This is a genomic window from Agitococcus lubricus (assembly GCF_003051055.1).
GTDB lineage: Bacteria > Pseudomonadota > Gammaproteobacteria > Pseudomonadales > Moraxellaceae > Agitococcus > Agitococcus lubricus.
Window position 1 is genome coordinate 136,560 of record NZ_QAON01000008.1, and the last position, 14,981, is coordinate 151,540.

Annotated in this window: 14 protein-coding genes; 4 read left to right on the forward strand and 10 right to left on the reverse strand. The window is 42.4% G+C overall.

Translation table 11 applies throughout. The annotated features are described in order from the left end of the window. The first annotated feature begins 172 nt into the window (after window positions 1–172). A complete protein-coding gene (locus tag C8N29_RS09805; protein WP_107865874.1) occupies window positions 173–1,330 on the forward strand; it encodes a fatty acid desaturase in 1,158 nt (385 codons plus the stop codon). Window positions 1,331–1,376: 46 nt separating this feature from the next. Here C8N29_RS09805 and C8N29_RS09810 read toward each other — a convergent pair whose 3' ends face one another. Genes C8N29_RS09810 through C8N29_RS09820 form a run of 3 tightly spaced genes read right to left on the reverse strand, consistent with a single transcriptional unit; the run spans window position 1,377 to window position 4,569 of the window. After that, a complete protein-coding gene (locus C8N29_RS09810; protein WP_107865875.1) occupies window positions 1,377–2,279 on the reverse strand; it encodes an alpha/beta hydrolase in 903 nt (300 codons plus the stop codon). Window positions 2,280–2,290: 11 nt separating this feature from the next. Continuing rightward, entirely contained in the window at window positions 2,291–3,061 is a 771-nt protein-coding gene (locus C8N29_RS09815; protein WP_107865876.1) for an SDR family NAD(P)-dependent oxidoreductase, read from the reverse strand. Beyond that, window positions 3,058–4,569 carry a flavin-containing monooxygenase gene (locus tag C8N29_RS09820; protein WP_107865877.1) on the reverse strand — a complete coding sequence of 504 codons (1,512 nt, stop codon included), beginning with the start codon at window positions 4,567–4,569 and terminating at the stop codon, window positions 3,058–3,060. Before C8N29_RS09820 ends, C8N29_RS09815 begins: the two co-directional genes overlap by 4 nt. Window positions 4,570–4,784: 215 nt before the next feature. On the opposite strand from C8N29_RS09820, the gene C8N29_RS09825 reads away from it, so the two are divergent. From C8N29_RS09825 to C8N29_RS09835, 3 genes are all read left to right on the forward strand, one after another. After that, window positions 4,785–5,414, forward strand: a complete 630-nt coding sequence (locus C8N29_RS09825; RefSeq protein WP_107865878.1) for a TetR/AcrR family transcriptional regulator — start codon at window positions 4,785–4,787, stop codon at window positions 5,412–5,414. Window positions 5,415–5,423: 9 nt separating this feature from the next. Beyond that, window positions 5,424–7,502 (forward strand): DNA topoisomerase 3, encoded by a 2,079-nt coding sequence (locus C8N29_RS09830; RefSeq protein WP_107865879.1) that lies wholly within the window; start codon window positions 5,424–5,426, stop codon window positions 7,500–7,502. A gap of 336 nt (window positions 7,503–7,838) precedes the next feature. Continuing rightward, window positions 7,839–9,290 (forward strand): protein adenylyltransferase SelO, encoded by a 1,452-nt coding sequence (locus C8N29_RS09835; protein ID WP_107865880.1) that lies wholly within the window; start codon window positions 7,839–7,841, stop codon window positions 9,288–9,290. Here the strand turns inward: C8N29_RS09835 and C8N29_RS09840 are convergent. The 7 genes from C8N29_RS09840 to C8N29_RS09870 all read right to left on the reverse strand — a co-directional run bounded on the left by C8N29_RS09840 (window position 9,274) and on the right by C8N29_RS09870 (window position 14,741). Beyond that, the gene (locus C8N29_RS09840) at window positions 9,274–9,783 is read right to left on the reverse strand and encodes an OmpA family protein (RefSeq protein ID WP_107865881.1); all 510 of its coding nucleotides are present in this window, start codon (window positions 9,781–9,783) and stop codon (window positions 9,274–9,276) included. The genes C8N29_RS09835 and C8N29_RS09840 overlap by 17 nt on opposite strands. Then, a complete protein-coding gene (locus C8N29_RS09845) occupies window positions 9,783–10,448 on the reverse strand; it encodes a hypothetical protein (protein ID WP_107865882.1) in 666 nt (221 codons plus the stop codon). The genes C8N29_RS09840 and C8N29_RS09845 overlap by 1 nt, the downstream gene beginning before the upstream one ends. 7 nt (window positions 10,449–10,455) lie before the next feature. Beyond that, complete coding sequence (locus C8N29_RS09850; protein ID WP_107865883.1) at window positions 10,456–11,130, reverse strand: hypothetical protein; 675 nt, start codon at window positions 11,128–11,130, stop codon at window positions 10,456–10,458. Between the two features lie 137 nt (window positions 11,131–11,267). Continuing rightward, on the reverse strand, window positions 11,268–12,083 hold the full coding sequence (gene queF, locus C8N29_RS09855; RefSeq protein ID WP_107865884.1) for an NADPH-dependent 7-cyano-7-deazaguanine reductase QueF: 816 nt from the start codon (window positions 12,081–12,083) through the stop codon (window positions 11,268–11,270). A 3-nt stretch (window positions 12,084–12,086) separates the two neighbouring features. Continuing rightward, window positions 12,087–12,860 carry an ABC transporter permease gene (locus C8N29_RS09860; RefSeq protein ID WP_107865885.1) on the reverse strand — a complete coding sequence of 258 codons (774 nt, stop codon included), beginning with the start codon at window positions 12,858–12,860 and terminating at the stop codon, window positions 12,087–12,089. Between the two features lie 261 nt (window positions 12,861–13,121). Then, entirely contained in the window at window positions 13,122–14,054 is a 933-nt protein-coding gene (locus tag C8N29_RS09865; protein WP_107865886.1) for an ABC transporter ATP-binding protein, read from the reverse strand. An 18-nt stretch (window positions 14,055–14,072) separates the two neighbouring features. Further along, window positions 14,073–14,741: a histidine phosphatase family protein gene (locus C8N29_RS09870; protein ID WP_107865887.1), complete on the reverse strand. Its 669-nt coding sequence runs from the start codon at window positions 14,739–14,741 to the stop codon at window positions 14,073–14,075. Window positions 14,742–14,981: the final 240 nt, after the last annotated feature.

Below are 14,981 nucleotides of genomic sequence, written 5' to 3' on the forward strand. Positions count from 1 at the left end.
CACGGTACTGTCATGCCGTTATTATTAAATGTGCCTAGCTGATGCGACACATTTAAGACATCGTCTGATGTTTATAAATGTAATGAAGATAGTGACAAACTATCAAAACATGGGGGTTTAGTATTTTTGTGAAACTAGACTCTCGCCCGCTTTATGCGTCTGGAGCGTCTTAATGAGTCAACACCCAAAACCCCCTGTTAACTGGCTAGCGGCTATCGTATTATTATCGACGCCAATTGCCGCCTTAATTGCTATTCCTTGGTATGCCATGAATCATGATTTTAGTACCAGTGCATGGGTACTGATGGTGGTTTATTTGTATATGAATGGTCTGGGCATTACCGCGGGCTATCATCGCTTATGGGCGCACAAAGCCTATGATGCCCATTGGTCAGTACAAATCGTACTCATGTTATGGGGAACAGCGGCCATACAAAATAGCATTTTGAATTGGGCGTCGGGTCATCGTGTGCATCACCGTTTTGTTGATGATGTGGACAAAGACCCCTATTCTGCAAAGCGTGGTTTTTGGTTTTCTCATATTGGTTGGATGTTACGCGACTATCCTTCTGGCCAACTCGACTATAGTAACAGCCCCGATTTATTAAAAAACAAAATTGTCATGTTCCAACATAAATACTATTTACCCTTAGTATTATTAATGAATATTGCCGTTCCTATGTTAGTAGGTTATGCGATTGGTGACTTTTGGGGTGGGGTTTTATTGGTAGGTTTATTGCGCTTAGTATTAAGCCATCACTTCACGTTCTTTATCAACTCCTTGGCACATATGTGGGGAAATCGTCCTTACACTGACGAAAATACAGCGCGTGATAACTTTTGGTTAGCTTTGCTCACTTATGGAGAAGGCTATCATAACTTTCACCATATCTTTCAATATGACTACCGTAATGGGGTTAAATGGTGGCAATTTGACCCTACAAAATGGTTAATTTTTGCCTTATCTTGTGTGGGCTTAACTCGTAACTTAAAACGTATTCCCAACTTTACCATTCGTAAGGCGCAACTGATGATGCAATTCAAACGCGCACAAGAGCAGTTAGAACAAAAACAGCGTTTATTACCTAACGTTGATATTGAAGCCTTAAAACAACGTATCGCTCAAGAATATGACGCTTTTGTGCTGACGATGAACGAATGGGGCAAACTTAAAGAAGAATGGTATAACGAGAAGAAAGAAGCGGTTATGCAAAAATGGGAAGATGCGGCCTTCAAAACGCGCTTTAATGAAATTGAATATCGCTTAAAAATGCAAAGTAAGCGTATGCAATTATTGATGCAGCAAATGGTTCAACCCATACCTGCCTAAACATAACATGTGTCGCTTATAAAAAAAGAGCCGTTAGGCTCTTTTTTTATGCATATCGTTTTACAAACTGTCCTATTTGCTGCAAGGCAAAATCTGCTTTATGCACAAACTGGCTAAACATTTGAAAGTTATGCCACATACTCTCATAAACTTCACAAGTCACCTCTACCCCAGCTGCTCGCGCTTTACGTTCTAAAGCTAAGGCATCATCCAATAAAATCTCTTGCTCACCCACTTGAATCAATAACGGTGGTAAACCTGTTAAATCGGCAAACAAAGGCGACACACGTTTATCATTAGCCGCAATTTGACCACGATAAGCATCAGCACCACGTTTTAAGGCATGTGCGGTGACCATTGGGTCTACACGTTTATGACGTACAACAGACGGCATACTTAAGGTTAAATCAACAAAGGGCGAAATCATTACTAAAGCCGCAGGCAAATCTTGGCCTTTTTCTGGCAAGCGTAAAGCAAGATTGAGAATATGCGCACAGCCACCTGAATCGCCAGCCAAGATAATTTGCTGTGCTTGATAACCTTTATCTAATAAAGCCATATAAGCACTGTAGGCATCATCAACAGCAGCAGGATATGGATGTTCAGGGGCTAAACGATAATCGAGCATATAAACATCTGCACCACTCAACACGCTTAAATCACTGGCTAAAGCACGATGAGTTTTGGCTGAGCCTGTAAAAAATGCACCACCATGACAATGCAAAATGACTTGTTTGGCTTTGGGCTGGCTACTGACTAACTCTGCCGCTACCCCACCAATCACCGTACCATTCACACCCACTTGTTGATTGACAGGAAATAAACTTGCCCCCAACTCCATACCTGTTCTTAAAGCACTGACAGGTAAAGGTAAGGTACTGGTAAACTTAAAACTGGCTCTTAAACTTTGTTTAACGATGTGGGTGGTAATTTGCTGTTGTAAACTCATATTGCTTTCTCTTATTTCAGTGGTTTAGGACTAAATGCCGCCACAAACCATTGCGACATCGCATTAAAATAATGCGCCACGGCATAGGCTTTGGGATAAATCACCCGCACTTTCTTACGCTGAAAACTGTCAACAATTTCTTGGGCAATATCTTGAGCTTGGCCTGTTGGAATCAATTTTGACACCATGCCTTGTTTAACTTGACCGCGTGCATGAGCTTCCAAACCCGAAAAAATTGGGCCAGGATAAACGGTTAACACATGAATATTGCGTTCTTTGAGTTCGTTGTGGGCAATTTCGGAGGCCATAGCGATACCTGCTTTTGCACCACTGTAATACGCACAGCCTGTAATTGGCACACGACCTGCCATGCTCGCAATATTGATAATACCGCCACCCGCAGGCATATCGGCTAAAGCCAAATCCATTAACCGTAAAGGACTAATCAAGTTAACGGACAACAACTTCCAGCCCAACTGCCAACCTGTGCCTTGAAAACTAATAATGTCCATAATGCCTGCACAGTTCACCAATAAATCAACTGGCTTATTTTGCCTTATTTTTTGCCATTGTTCGGCCAATTGCTCAGGTTTAAACAAATCCCATAAGGCATAACTGGCTCGATTACCCAACGCTTGTACCCGTTGCTGTAATGCCTGTTCATTAATATCAATCAAGGTAAAATGGGCTTGCGGATAGCGTTGTGCCAAAATTTGGGTAATTGCTGAGGCAATTGCTCCTGCTGCACCTGTAATTAAAATATGTTGTAGTTGGCGGCTCATGCTGTCACCTCGGTTTTAACTAAATATTCATTTAGGTTAAATTTACTCAGTTGTTTACGCATTTCGATGGTTGACCACGGCCACAAGGTACTATTTCGACCATTAACATCAATAAAATAGCTCTGACAACCGCCTTTGTTCCACACTGTATTTTGCAAAGCTGCTTGTACCGTTTGGTTAAATTGTTGTTGGCGAACAGGGTCAACTTCTATTTTCACTAAGCCATATTGTTCCGCTTGTTTGAGGGCATCGACAATATAAGTCAGTTGCGCTTCAATGATTAAAAATGCTGAAGAACTCACTGCTAAGTTAGGGCCAAACATTAAAAAGCCATTCGGACAACCTGCCACCATCGTCCCCATATAGCCTTCAGGGCTGCCCTGCCATACCTCAGCCATACTTTTACCTGTGACACCACGCACCCGTTGCGCAATCGGTGGCGCACTAATTTCAAAACCTGTCCCCAAAATAATCGCATCTACAGGTCTTTCCACCCCATCATCACCGACAATACTATGCGCTTTGATTTCTTTAACACCCTCAAACACATGAGTCACATTGGGCTGAATCATGGCGGGATACCATTCATTCGATTGCAACACACGTTTACAGCCAATAATAAAATTGGGAGTTAACTTTTTGCGTAAAACAGGGTCTTTAACGGTTTTATGTAGGTTAAATAAAGCTAAACGCTGAAATTGTTTCATCACGTTTGGATGATGCATGCCACCATTTAAGGTTTCAAAAACGCTATAGATTGCGCCACGCATCGCTAATTGGGTTAACGGCAAATGCTTAAACAGTTTTTGGGCAATTGGTGGTAAGGCTTGGTCTAATTTAGGCAAAATCCATTGTGGAGTGCGTTGAAACAACACCAGTTCTGCTACTTTGGGTTGAATTTTTGGCACAAACTGAATCGCTGATGCGCCTGTACCAATCACTGCAACACGTTTGCCTGTTAAATCATAATCATGTCGCCAACGTGCTGAATGAAAAATCGTGCCTTTAAACTCAGTTAAGCCTTTAATTTTGGGATAGACAGGCTCGTGCATCGGCCCACAGGCCATAATCACAAAACGTGCTTGATATTCTTGGTCTTGAGTTTTTACACGCCAAAGATTTTCTTGATTATCCCATGCGGCATCCAACATTTCTTGTTGCATATGAATATGCGGTATTACCCCATAATCTTGCGCTACTTTTTGCAAATAGGCTTTAATTTCGGCTTGTTCAGCAAAGACGCGTGACCAATGCGGATTGGGGGCAAAAGAATACGAATACAACGATGATGGCACATCACACGCACAACCTGGATAGGTGTTCTCGCGCCATACCCCACCCAATTCATTGGCTTTTTCTAGGACAATAAAATCCTTAATGCCTGCCTCACGCAATTTAATGGCTGCTCCCAAGCCTGCAAAACCGCTACCAATGACAATGACTTGCCATAATTTTGTTTTTTGACCCTTAGCGACTGATTGGCCAAGATTTTGTGCATTTGCTGTCATCTTTCACCCCAAACTTACAATACGGACATACAATTCCAATACGGAACAAGATGTCACATTTAGAATTTATTGTCAATTTTTATTTATTAGTATGAATCTTGTGTTATTCTTTAGTAATAAATTCAAACCTCTACGCCCTCTCGCACACAGAGAGATAACTAGAGTGAATAGAACCGTTAATCTGCTAAATGATATAAAAACCTAGGTTATATGCCATGAATGACGATAGCTCTTTGAGCCGTGCTGAACGCAATCGCCAACAATTACGCAGTGATATTTTGCAGGCCGCTTTTATCGAGTTTGCTGAACGTGGTTATCATCAAACCGCTATTTCTGATATTGCTAAACGGTTGGGAATTGGTCATGGCACGTTTTATCGTCACTTCACCAATAAACGCGATATTTTGGAACATGTCATTGATGACATCGCCACCAAAATTATTGCGACGCTAGAGGCCGAAAATGCACCTGATGCGGTGACATCCTTAGAAGCCTACAAAGAACAATGTGCACGGATTGCCAACCGTTTGTCTGACGTGTTGACGGCTAACCCTGCGATTGCTCGACTGATTTTGCTAGAAGCCACCTCGATTGATGCCGACATGACCAAACGCTTAATGAACTTAATTGATTGGGGTGGACAGTTAGTGGCGGCCTATATGATTAATGGCGTCAAACTGGGTTACTTTAGAAAAGATTTAGATTGTCAATCCACAGGTCATGCAGTCGTTGGCATGATTTTGGTTTGTGCCTTACGCTTTTTGAGTAATCCTAATCCTGATGAACAACAAGGTTTAGCGATTGCCATTCAACGATTACTGGTTGATGGTATTGCAATTCATTAAGGTATTTTTATGCCTACGCTCATTATTGCCGAAAAACCCTCAGTCGCTCAGGAATTAGCGAAATATTTAGGGAAAGCCAAACGTGAAGACGGGTTTTTAAGCGTTGCTCAGTATCAGGTGACATGGTGTTTTGGCCATTTATTTAGTTTGGCTGAACCTCAACACTATGATGAACGTTTCCAAAAATGGCGCGCGGCGGATTTACCTATTTTGCCTGATAAAATCGCCGTCGTTGCCAAAAAAGACAAAGGCATTAGCAAACAACTTAAAATTATTGCCAGTTTATTAAAAACAGCCGATGAAGTGATTCACGCAGGCGACCCCGACCGAGAAGGCCAATTATTAGTAGAATGGGTGATTCGACATTATCGCTTTCGTAAGCCCGTCAAACGGCTTTGGCTGGCGGCTCAGGATAGCCACTCTATTCAAAAAGCCTTAGCCAATCTGAAAGATAATCAACACTATCAGCTCTTATTTGCAGCCGCACAAACACGAGCGATTGCGGATTGGTTAGTGGGTATCAATTTGTCACGCGCATTTACCTTAGCCGCACAGCAACACGATTATCAAGGCGTGGTCAGTATAGGGCGTGTACAAACACCAACGCTGGCCTTGATTGTCATGCGCGACCAAGACATTAGTCAGTTTGTCAGTAAAACCTACTATGTGCCGATGCTGCACGTGGGGGTCGCAGCAGGCAGCTTTTGGGCTACATGGCTTGCTAAACCTGAGTTACGAGATAAATATCCCGATGGTAAAATTACCGATATCGCTGATGCCGAGCAGATACTTAATCTACCCGCCACAGGTATTATTAGCCAAGTGGAGGCTAAAAAGCTAAAAACTGCACCCCCATTGCCTTATCGTTTGTCTCGGTTACAAAAAGAAGCGAACGCGAAATTTGGGCTACAGGCCGACGACGTGTTAACGATTTGTCAAGCACTCTACGAAAAGCATAAATTGACATCCTACCCTAGAACGGATTGCGACTACTTACCTGAGTCACAACACGCTGAGGCTGCAACGATTTTGCAAGCACTGAGCCAAATATATCCTGCCTTACAGCCCTTACTATCGTTGGCGAATACCACCCTAAAATCGGCAGCATGGAATGATAAAAAAATCAGTGCACACCATGCAATTATTCCTGTTCAAGGCAATGGTATGAATATTAGCCAACTCAACACGAAAGAACAAAAAGTCTATGACTTAATTGTGAGAGCGTATTTGGCACAGTTTTTTGCTGCCTATGAATATGAAAAAACGGAAATTGTCGCACGCTTTGCTGAGCATGATTTTAAGGCGACAGGTTCAGTCCCTCTCAAAGAAGGTTGGAAAGCGTTATATCCGCCTAGCAAAACCAAAACCCCCATCGATGATACGCCAGAAGATGAGTTACAAGAGCAAAAACTTCCGCCTGTACAGCCGCAAGAAGTCGGACATAACTTAGCGACAGAAGCAAAACAAAAACAAACACAAGCCCCCAAAGCCTACACCGACGGCACATTGATTAGTGATATGGAAAGTGTACACCGAGTGATTAGCGCTAAAAGCAAAGATGTTGACAACAAATGGCTAAAGTTATTGAAAGAAAACGCGGGCTTAGGTACAGAAGCCACCCGTGCGAGTATTATTCAAACCTTATTAGACCGTGGTTTTATTGAACGTAAGGGGAAACAAATTCTCGCCACCGATACAGGTAAAGACCTCATCAAAGCCTTACCTAAATCGGTGAAAAGCCCAATTTTAACGGCCATGATGGAACAAGAGTTAAGTGCCATCGAAAACGATGGCCTCTCACCTGATGATTTTTTAGCCAAACAACAGGCACAACTCAGAGAGTTAGTACAACTAGCTGCCAATACCCCCATCATTTTACGTGCCTGTACACCAGCTAAAGCCATCACGCCCAAAACATACAAAGCTAAAAAAGTAATACCTCAAACCGCAATCAATACAAATGCAAACAGTGCTACCAACTGCCCCAAATGCCAAGAGCCACTTGTACAACGCCAACGCAAGAGTGATGGTCAAACTTTTTTGGCTTGTTCTGGCTTTCCTAAGTGTCGATATATTGCTAAAAATTAGGGTCTGTTGACGTTTGGCGTGTGAGCCGCGTTGCTGATAAAAATTGGCTCAGGCAAGGCACAAAACGCAGTGAATAGTCGTTCTATTGGCCAGTTTTGTCACGCAGAATGAGTCAATTTTTAATGCAACCCAAAGGGAAAGAACGATTTTTTGAGACTACTTTGTTGTTCATCGCTTAGTTGGAATAACCCAATCACGTGATTAACGCCGTGTATCCTCTAAAAAATAGCTTTTTTCGCAACCACAATAAAAACGTCAACAGACCCTAAGTACTTTTTAGCAAAATGTGTTAGGGTCTATGACTATTTAGGCTGAGTCTTTTAAGTTTTATCTATCATGAGTACACTGCACACCCTCTCATTTGACCATAGTTTTAGTAAACTTTCGCCATTACTGTATAGCGAAGTAAAACCCACTCCTCTCTTAAGACCATACTTGGTTCATTACAATCCTCTTGCGGCACAACTTTTAGATTTAGAGACCGTGCTCCCCGAAGAGTTAGTCTCTTTTTTTAGCGGCCAGCAACTGCTCACGGGTAGCCATAGTTTAGCCATGACATACAGTGGCCACCAATTTGGCCATTACAATCCGCAACTCGGAGATGGTCGTGGCTTATTATTAGGTGAAGTAGTCAACCAAAAAGGCGAACGCTGGGACATTCACTTAAAAGGCGCTGGGAGAACACCCTATTCACGATTTGGTGATGGTCGTGCCGTTTTACGGTCATCAATTCGTGAATACTTATGTAGTGAAGCGATGTATGGCTTAGGCATTAGTACCACACGTGCATTAGCCATTATTGGCTCTGAAGAAGCAGTACAACGTGAAAAACTAGAACGTGCAGCAACCGTGGTGCGCGTGGCAGATAGTCATATTCGTTTTGGCCATTTTGAGTGGGTCTTTCATAATCAACCGAGCTTATTAAAACCCTTAGCCGATTATGTGATTGATAGACATTACCCTCTGTGCCGTGACAGTGACAAATCCTATACAGCGCTTCTCAATCAGATTGTTGAACGCACCGCAACCATGATTGCTAACTGGCAATTAGTAGGTTTTGCACATGGGGTGATGAATACCGATAATTTTTCTATTACAGGGGCTACCTTTGACTACGGGCCTTATGGCTTTTTAGATGTTTATCAACCGAGCTTTATCAGTAATCACTCGGACAATACGGGGCGTTATGCATGGAATCAACAACCCAGTATCGGCTTATGGAACTTAAATGCGCTTGCCTACGCGCTATCGCCCTTAATAGACCGTACAGAAATTGTAGAAGCCTTAGGTCGTTATGAACAGATATTAGTCACGCACTATTATCAAGGCATGTATGCCAAATTGGGCCTCGATGGCACCGACGATAAAGACAGCGAGTTAGTTTTTGAGTTTTTAGATATTTTAATGAAAAATAATATGGATTATAGCCGTAGCCTACGTCAATTATGTGAGGTATCACAGACAGATAAGCATTGTAAGTTACGGGATGACTGCCTAGACCGTGAACGCTTTGATGGCTGGTTTAATCGTTATCGTACACGATTAGGCAGTCAATATAGCACAGACAGTCAACGGCAAGCCGCAATGCGTCAGGTCAATCCTAAATTTATTCTACGCAATTACTTGGCACAAACAGCGATTGAAAAAGCCGAACGCGGTGACTTTAGTGAACTGGATATTTTACTCACACTTGTCCATCGCCCTTATGACGAGCATCCAAACTATGAACGATACGCCGACTTACCGCCTGACTGGGGCAAACATTTAGAAATCAGTTGTTCGTCTTAGTGTCTGCTACAGCACATAACTCGCCTGCATTCACCCCTAGACCTTCTAGGGGCATACCGCCAATCGCACGATTCCTCAAAGCAGCGACGGCAAAAACAATACGATTATTTTCGGCTCGCCCTTCAGGGGTACTATTCAGAGCAATCGGTTTAGTGCTGCCAAATCCGACGGCGACCAAACGCTGACAGTCTACGCCTACAGCTACTAACCCCTGCCCAATCGCAAGGGCGCGCGCTTGACTTAAAGCCAGATTTTCTGCCTCATTGGTCAACACAACATGCCCCTCAATACGCAAGGTAGTAATATAAGTTTTTTGTTCTAAAAAGGATTTGATTGCCAATAAACTGTCGCGGCTTTCGGGCGTTAACTCGGCAGTATGAGCGATAAATTGCGGCATTGAACTAAGCTGTAGTTGATGATTCACTATCGTAATAGCGTCTGCCAATAGACTTTGACAGGCCAAACACAGCGTGAGTGCCACAAACATACGCATTATGGCACATCCACAAAAAATGGTTCTAAGTACGCTACAAAGCCTTGTAATTCTTCTAGATTTAATTGAGGGACGAGTTTTTTAATAGCCGCATGGGAGGCTTTATTAATAGTCACACCGCCCAAATCGGCCATTTTTCGGGTAATCAGACCTAATTTTAGCGGCTTCACCGACTCTACATAAAAATAGTGATTGGCTAAGTCGGAAAATGCGAGCATGTTTTCCATGAGCATCGGTCTAACCGATATGTCACCTGCTTTAATCGCAGCAAAACAGTGTTTATAGCCTTGTGCCAAATTGGCTGGAATAGGAAAGCTTATATACTCTTGCTCGGCAATCACCAATTTACGCGCACGAATTTGAGTTGCTAACGGCGCCATTTCTTGATTAGACATTTTATACAGCACTTGCTTAATCAGACCATGTGCCGTTGCACGAATGATGCCCGCCACATTATGCAACACCTTGACTGCCAAACTCTGCGTATCCATCATTTGGCTATTACCTAAAATCATCACTTCAATGATTTTATCAGTATAGTCATTTGCCACTGCAATCAATAATTTGTTTTGCGGGTCTTTGACACCACGCTCAAAGTTATCCACCAAGGTGGCAAAATTTTGTCTCAGTCCATCGGGACAAGGTATTGCATAATAGGTCTGCATTCTCTATTTAACGCTCAACTAACATCGCTTGGAAATAAGCGGAAAACTCTTTTAATTGATTATCTTTTAAGGAAGGAATCAATTTTTCAATTGTGCTGTGGCTTTCTTTATGAATTAAACCGCGCGCGACACTGGCACCTTTACGGTTAATCATACCTAAGTCTAAAACAGCGATAAAATCATCAAAGAAGGCAACCAAGGCAGCGTCTGAGAAAGTTTTCATAGTGCCAATCAATTGTTGAGTGATTGCCTTACCGTTACCTGCATCAACCTCTTTGAAGGCTGCGGCAAATTGATTATAGACGGTTTGGTCTAACTTAAAACCAATACGTACTTTATCATTCGGTAATTGTAAAAAACGTGAACGTAAGTATTCAGCACGTTTGTTAACTTCGGCATTGTCGGCTTTACCTAACATCATTTTTAATAAACCGTGCATGGTTTTTTTAAGAAAACCACCCAACAGTTTTAAGAGACCGCCACCCTCGCCTTCACCACTTTTTTGCATCATATCGACTAAATTTAACAATAAATTGTCAATAATTTCGTCTGTCAACTTAATAGAAATAGTATTCAACAAATGATACTGTGGCTCTGGTGCTTTTTTCGCTAAATTAGCAAATAAGGTTTCAATATCATTTTTCAGAGCTTCGCTAGGTGCAAAACCAAAATAAGCGGTCATAACAACTCCCTAAACGTCTTAGTTAAAAGCTACTTGCCTGTGGAACACAATAGCGTTGAAATTGTCGCTATTATATAACGACTTAGCAAGTCACTCTTGAGAACTTATGTCAAAAACGTGGCGTGAAATCTGAGCTTCTATTGTCTAATTAAACGCTGAAAATGCGCTTGCTCATGGGTTGAGCGAAATGGATTAATATCTAAGCCACCTCGCCGTGTATAGTATGCCTGAACTGTGAGACATTGTGGTTGGCAATGTCGCATAATATCGACAAAAATTCGCTCTACACACTGCTCATGAAAGTCATTGTGTTCCCTAAAAGAAATTAAATACCGTAACAGCGCGGTATGGTCTAGCTGCTGGCCACGGTAATGGATACGTACGCTACCCCAATCGGGTTGATTAGTGACGGGGCAATTACTGCGTAATAAATGCGAATATACGGTTTCTTCTACATGTGTCGTAGGGGTTGCTAAGGCTAAATGGGTATCCGTCAACACATAGTCGTCACAGCTAATATCCAAATCATCTAAACACGTGCCTGTTAATCCTTGCGACTGATAGCGTTGGTCTACGGCCAAGAACTCCAAGCTAACTGGTGCACCCGCCGCTTGACTCAAATCCTTCACTACTAAGGCACTATAAGCATGCGCTGAGTCAAAACGGTGAAAATTCAACGAGTTAAAATAGAGTTTTAAGGATTTAGACTCAATAAGATATGGCGACTGCGCAGGGATAGTCAGTTGTACAATCGCGACCTGTGGTTTGCCTTTGGCGTTCAACCACGAGGCTTCATAATTATGCCAAATATCTACCCCCTGAAATGGTAAGTCTCCTATCAGGCCTAAGGCGGCTCTGCCATCCTGACGCGGCAAGGGACATAACACTTGTGGGCGATAATCGCGGTAGTACTCGGTATCTTTGCCTAAGGCTGTTTTTTGATAACCAAACATAAATTACTCCTTCATGCCTTTACCTGTTTTTAATAAATGCAGGGCATACAGATATAAGCCGATGGTCGCAAGGGTAATAAAGGTTAATGATACGGTGATGTTGACGTCACTGACACCCAAGATGCCATAGCGGAAGGCATTGACCATATAGACAATCGGATTAAGCTGAGATAAGGTTTGAAAAAAAGGCGATAAATTATCTATGGAATAAAACACGCCGCCTAAATAGGTGAGCGGTGTTAAAACAAAAGTCGGTACAATCGAAATATCATCAAAGGATTTGGCATATACCGCGTTGATAAAACCACCAATCGAAAACAAAGTTGCCGTTATCAGCACCGAATAAATAATAATGAGTACGTGATGAACCGCTAAATGGGTAAAAAATAACGATAAAATAGTGACAATCAATCCAACCAACAAGCCACGCGTAATGCCCCCAACAATATACCCCGACAAAATAACGGAGTACGGTACGGGCGACACCAATAACTCCTCGATACTGCGCTGAAATTTAGCACTATAAAAGCTCGATACCACATTCGAATAGGCGTTCGTAATCACCGACATCATAATCAGACCAGGGACAATGTATTGCATATAGTCAAAGCCGCCCATTTGCCCAACACGACTACCAACAATATTGCCAAAAATGACAAAGTATAAGCACATGGTAATGGCAGGTGGTAATAAGGTTTGTACCCAAATACGCATAAAACGACGAATTTCTTTAGTGACAATGGTTTCAAAAGCCACCCAAATAGCAGAATTGTTCATAAACTACTCATATTGTAATCGACTCAATTTAGGACTTACGTGATGGTCGCTTGTATCTTGACTATCGGCTGTATCTATTCAAAAGTCCCCATAACCTACTAATGCTGGTCAGTTAAGAAAAATTGGCACTTAAAAACTGCCCTTCGACCCTTCGGCTGGCTCAGAGCTGGCCAAGCTCAGGGCGCATTTTTGCGTTGACTGAGCGGAGTCGAAGTCGGCAAAAATGGCGTAACTGACTGGCATTACCCATAACCTACCGAGTTAGGATGTTTTTTGTTGCAGATTTCTTTCGACCATAGAGACAAATAACTCTTCTAGACGGTTCGTTTTATTGCGTAGGCTCATCACCTCTATGCCTTGCTGATTTAATTCAACAAATACTTGATTCAACGATTGGCTTTTGTTGACGGCTACCTCTAAGGTACGCTCATCCAATAAACGTATGGGGAAATCGGCTAATTGTGGCGGGGATGTTACTGCTTCGCGCAAGTCTAGCAAAAAGTGTTCTACATCTAATTTAGCCAACAAGGATTTCATGTCGGTATTTTCAACAATTAAGCCTTTATCAATAATGGCAATATTGCGACAGAGCATTTCTGCTTCCTCTAAATAATGCGTAGTGAGAATAATCGTTGTGCCCTGTTGATTGATTTCAGTCAAAAAATCCCACATCGAACGGCGTAACTCAATATCTACCCCTGCGGTTGGCTCGTCTAAAATCAATAATTTAGGCTCATGTACCATCGCACGAGCAATCATTAAGCGCCGCTTCATACCGCCTGATAACATACGCGCTTGCTGGTCACGTTTTTCCCAAATACCTAATTTTTTAAGGTACTTTTCGGCTTGGGCATAAGCCATATTTTTTTCTATACCATAGTAACCTGCTTGTGTAGCCAGAATATCAATCACTTTTTCAAACTGGCCAAAGTTAAACTCTTGAGGCACAACCCCTAATTGTTGTTTGGCTAAAGACAAATTTTTATCTAAGTCATAACCAAATATATTCACCGAACCTGTCGTTTTTTTGACCAACGAACTGATAATGCCAATCGTAGTGGACTTTCCTGCACCATTTGGCCCAAGTAAAGCAAAAAAATCGCCTTGCTCTACACGTAAATTGATGCCCTTTAATGCCTGAAAACCATTTTTGTAGGTTTTGGTCAGGTCTTTAATGTCTAGTGCATAGCTCATAGAGACTACCTTTAAGGTCTAAGCGAATAAATAATCAGCCAGTGCGACGTGTCCCTGTTCACCGCGCCATACCCAGTAAAGCCTCTCTTGGTCAAACCACAACCAAACTCCCTCCATCATCGCTGGCCAATCTTGTTCAGATATGCGGGTTTGCTGGCGTAAATGGTAAATAAATGCCGCAAGAATGGTGTCATGCGTGACATGTACGGTCAGCGAAGCCTCATCAAGGTGCGGTTGGCTGTGGTACAGATAGTGGATGATTTTTTTTGCCCCTTCTTTGGGTGATAGCACCCCGTCTAAATCTTGTTGTAGATGGTGGTTAGCAAACGCAATCGGCCCCATTTGTAAAAATAATGCCCCAACCTTACGCACACTTTGCACAAAACAACCTGGTTCTACCAAGACATGACTTTGAGTGATGGGTAAATCAATGCCCGCACCACGTGCCATGGCTTTTGCCGTATCTAAACAGCGGCCTACAGGACTAGAGTAAAAAGCACGAATGGGTCTAGTTAAACGCTCGCCCCATTGCTCTGCTAACAAAATGCCTTCTGGCGTTAGCGGTAAATCATAACCCGCAATGGCATTAGGTGCAGCTAGTTCACGAATAGAATGTCTGGTCAATAAAATTGCAGGCCGATGATTCGGTAACAAATGAAGACCCATTTCGAGTTTTGACGGCAGCATAAGACAGATTCTTATTAAAAATCTTATTTTAACTTATGCCGCCTTGCTTGACGATGGAACAAGTGTTCTAAGAAGATGATACAGTTAGCTATTTATAAGCACTATATATCATAAGTTTAATGATGACCAACTAGCAGCAATAACCGCATCTAACTGACTGTGTTGCTCGGAACTTAACTCGGTTTGACCTAAAGGCGGTGGCGCAATACTGGCCATTGCACTGACCAATGCCTGAACATC

What these genes read in the sequence shown, in the direction of transcription:
- C8N29_RS09805 (WP_107865874.1), top strand. Translation starts at nt 173, where the DNA reads ATGAGTCAACACCCAAAACCCCCTGTTAACTGGCTAGCGGCTATCGTA.
- C8N29_RS09810 (WP_107865875.1), bottom strand. Translation starts at nt 2,279, where the DNA reads ATGAGTTTACAACAGCAAATTACCACCCACATCGTTAAACAAAGTTTA.
- C8N29_RS09815 (WP_107865876.1), bottom strand. Translation starts at nt 3,061, where the DNA reads ATGAGCCGCCAACTACAACATATTTTAATTACAGGTGCAGCAGGAGCA.
- C8N29_RS09820 (WP_107865877.1), bottom strand. Translation starts at nt 4,569, where the DNA reads ATGACAGCAAATGCACAAAATCTTGGCCAATCAGTCGCTAAGGGTCAA.
- C8N29_RS09825 (WP_107865878.1), top strand. Translation starts at nt 4,785, where the DNA reads ATGAATGACGATAGCTCTTTGAGCCGTGCTGAACGCAATCGCCAACAA.
- C8N29_RS09830 (WP_107865879.1), top strand. Translation starts at nt 5,424, where the DNA reads ATGCCTACGCTCATTATTGCCGAAAAACCCTCAGTCGCTCAGGAATTA.
- C8N29_RS09835 (WP_107865880.1), top strand. Translation starts at nt 7,839, where the DNA reads ATGAGTACACTGCACACCCTCTCATTTGACCATAGTTTTAGTAAACTT.
- C8N29_RS09840 (WP_107865881.1), bottom strand. Translation starts at nt 9,783, where the DNA reads ATGCGTATGTTTGTGGCACTCACGCTGTGTTTGGCCTGTCAAAGTCTA.
- C8N29_RS09845 (WP_107865882.1), bottom strand. Translation starts at nt 10,448, where the DNA reads ATGCAGACCTATTATGCAATACCTTGTCCCGATGGACTGAGACAAAAT.
- C8N29_RS09850 (WP_107865883.1), bottom strand. Translation starts at nt 11,130, where the DNA reads ATGACCGCTTATTTTGGTTTTGCACCTAGCGAAGCTCTGAAAAATGAT.
- queF (WP_107865884.1), bottom strand. Translation starts at nt 12,083, where the DNA reads ATGTTTGGTTATCAAAAAACAGCCTTAGGCAAAGATACCGAGTACTAC.
- C8N29_RS09860 (WP_107865885.1), bottom strand. Translation starts at nt 12,860, where the DNA reads ATGAACAATTCTGCTATTTGGGTGGCTTTTGAAACCATTGTCACTAAA.
- C8N29_RS09865 (WP_107865886.1), bottom strand. Translation starts at nt 14,054, where the DNA reads ATGAGCTATGCACTAGACATTAAAGACCTGACCAAAACCTACAAAAAT.
- C8N29_RS09870 (WP_107865887.1), bottom strand. Translation starts at nt 14,741, where the DNA reads ATGCTGCCGTCAAAACTCGAAATGGGTCTTCATTTGTTACCGAATCAT.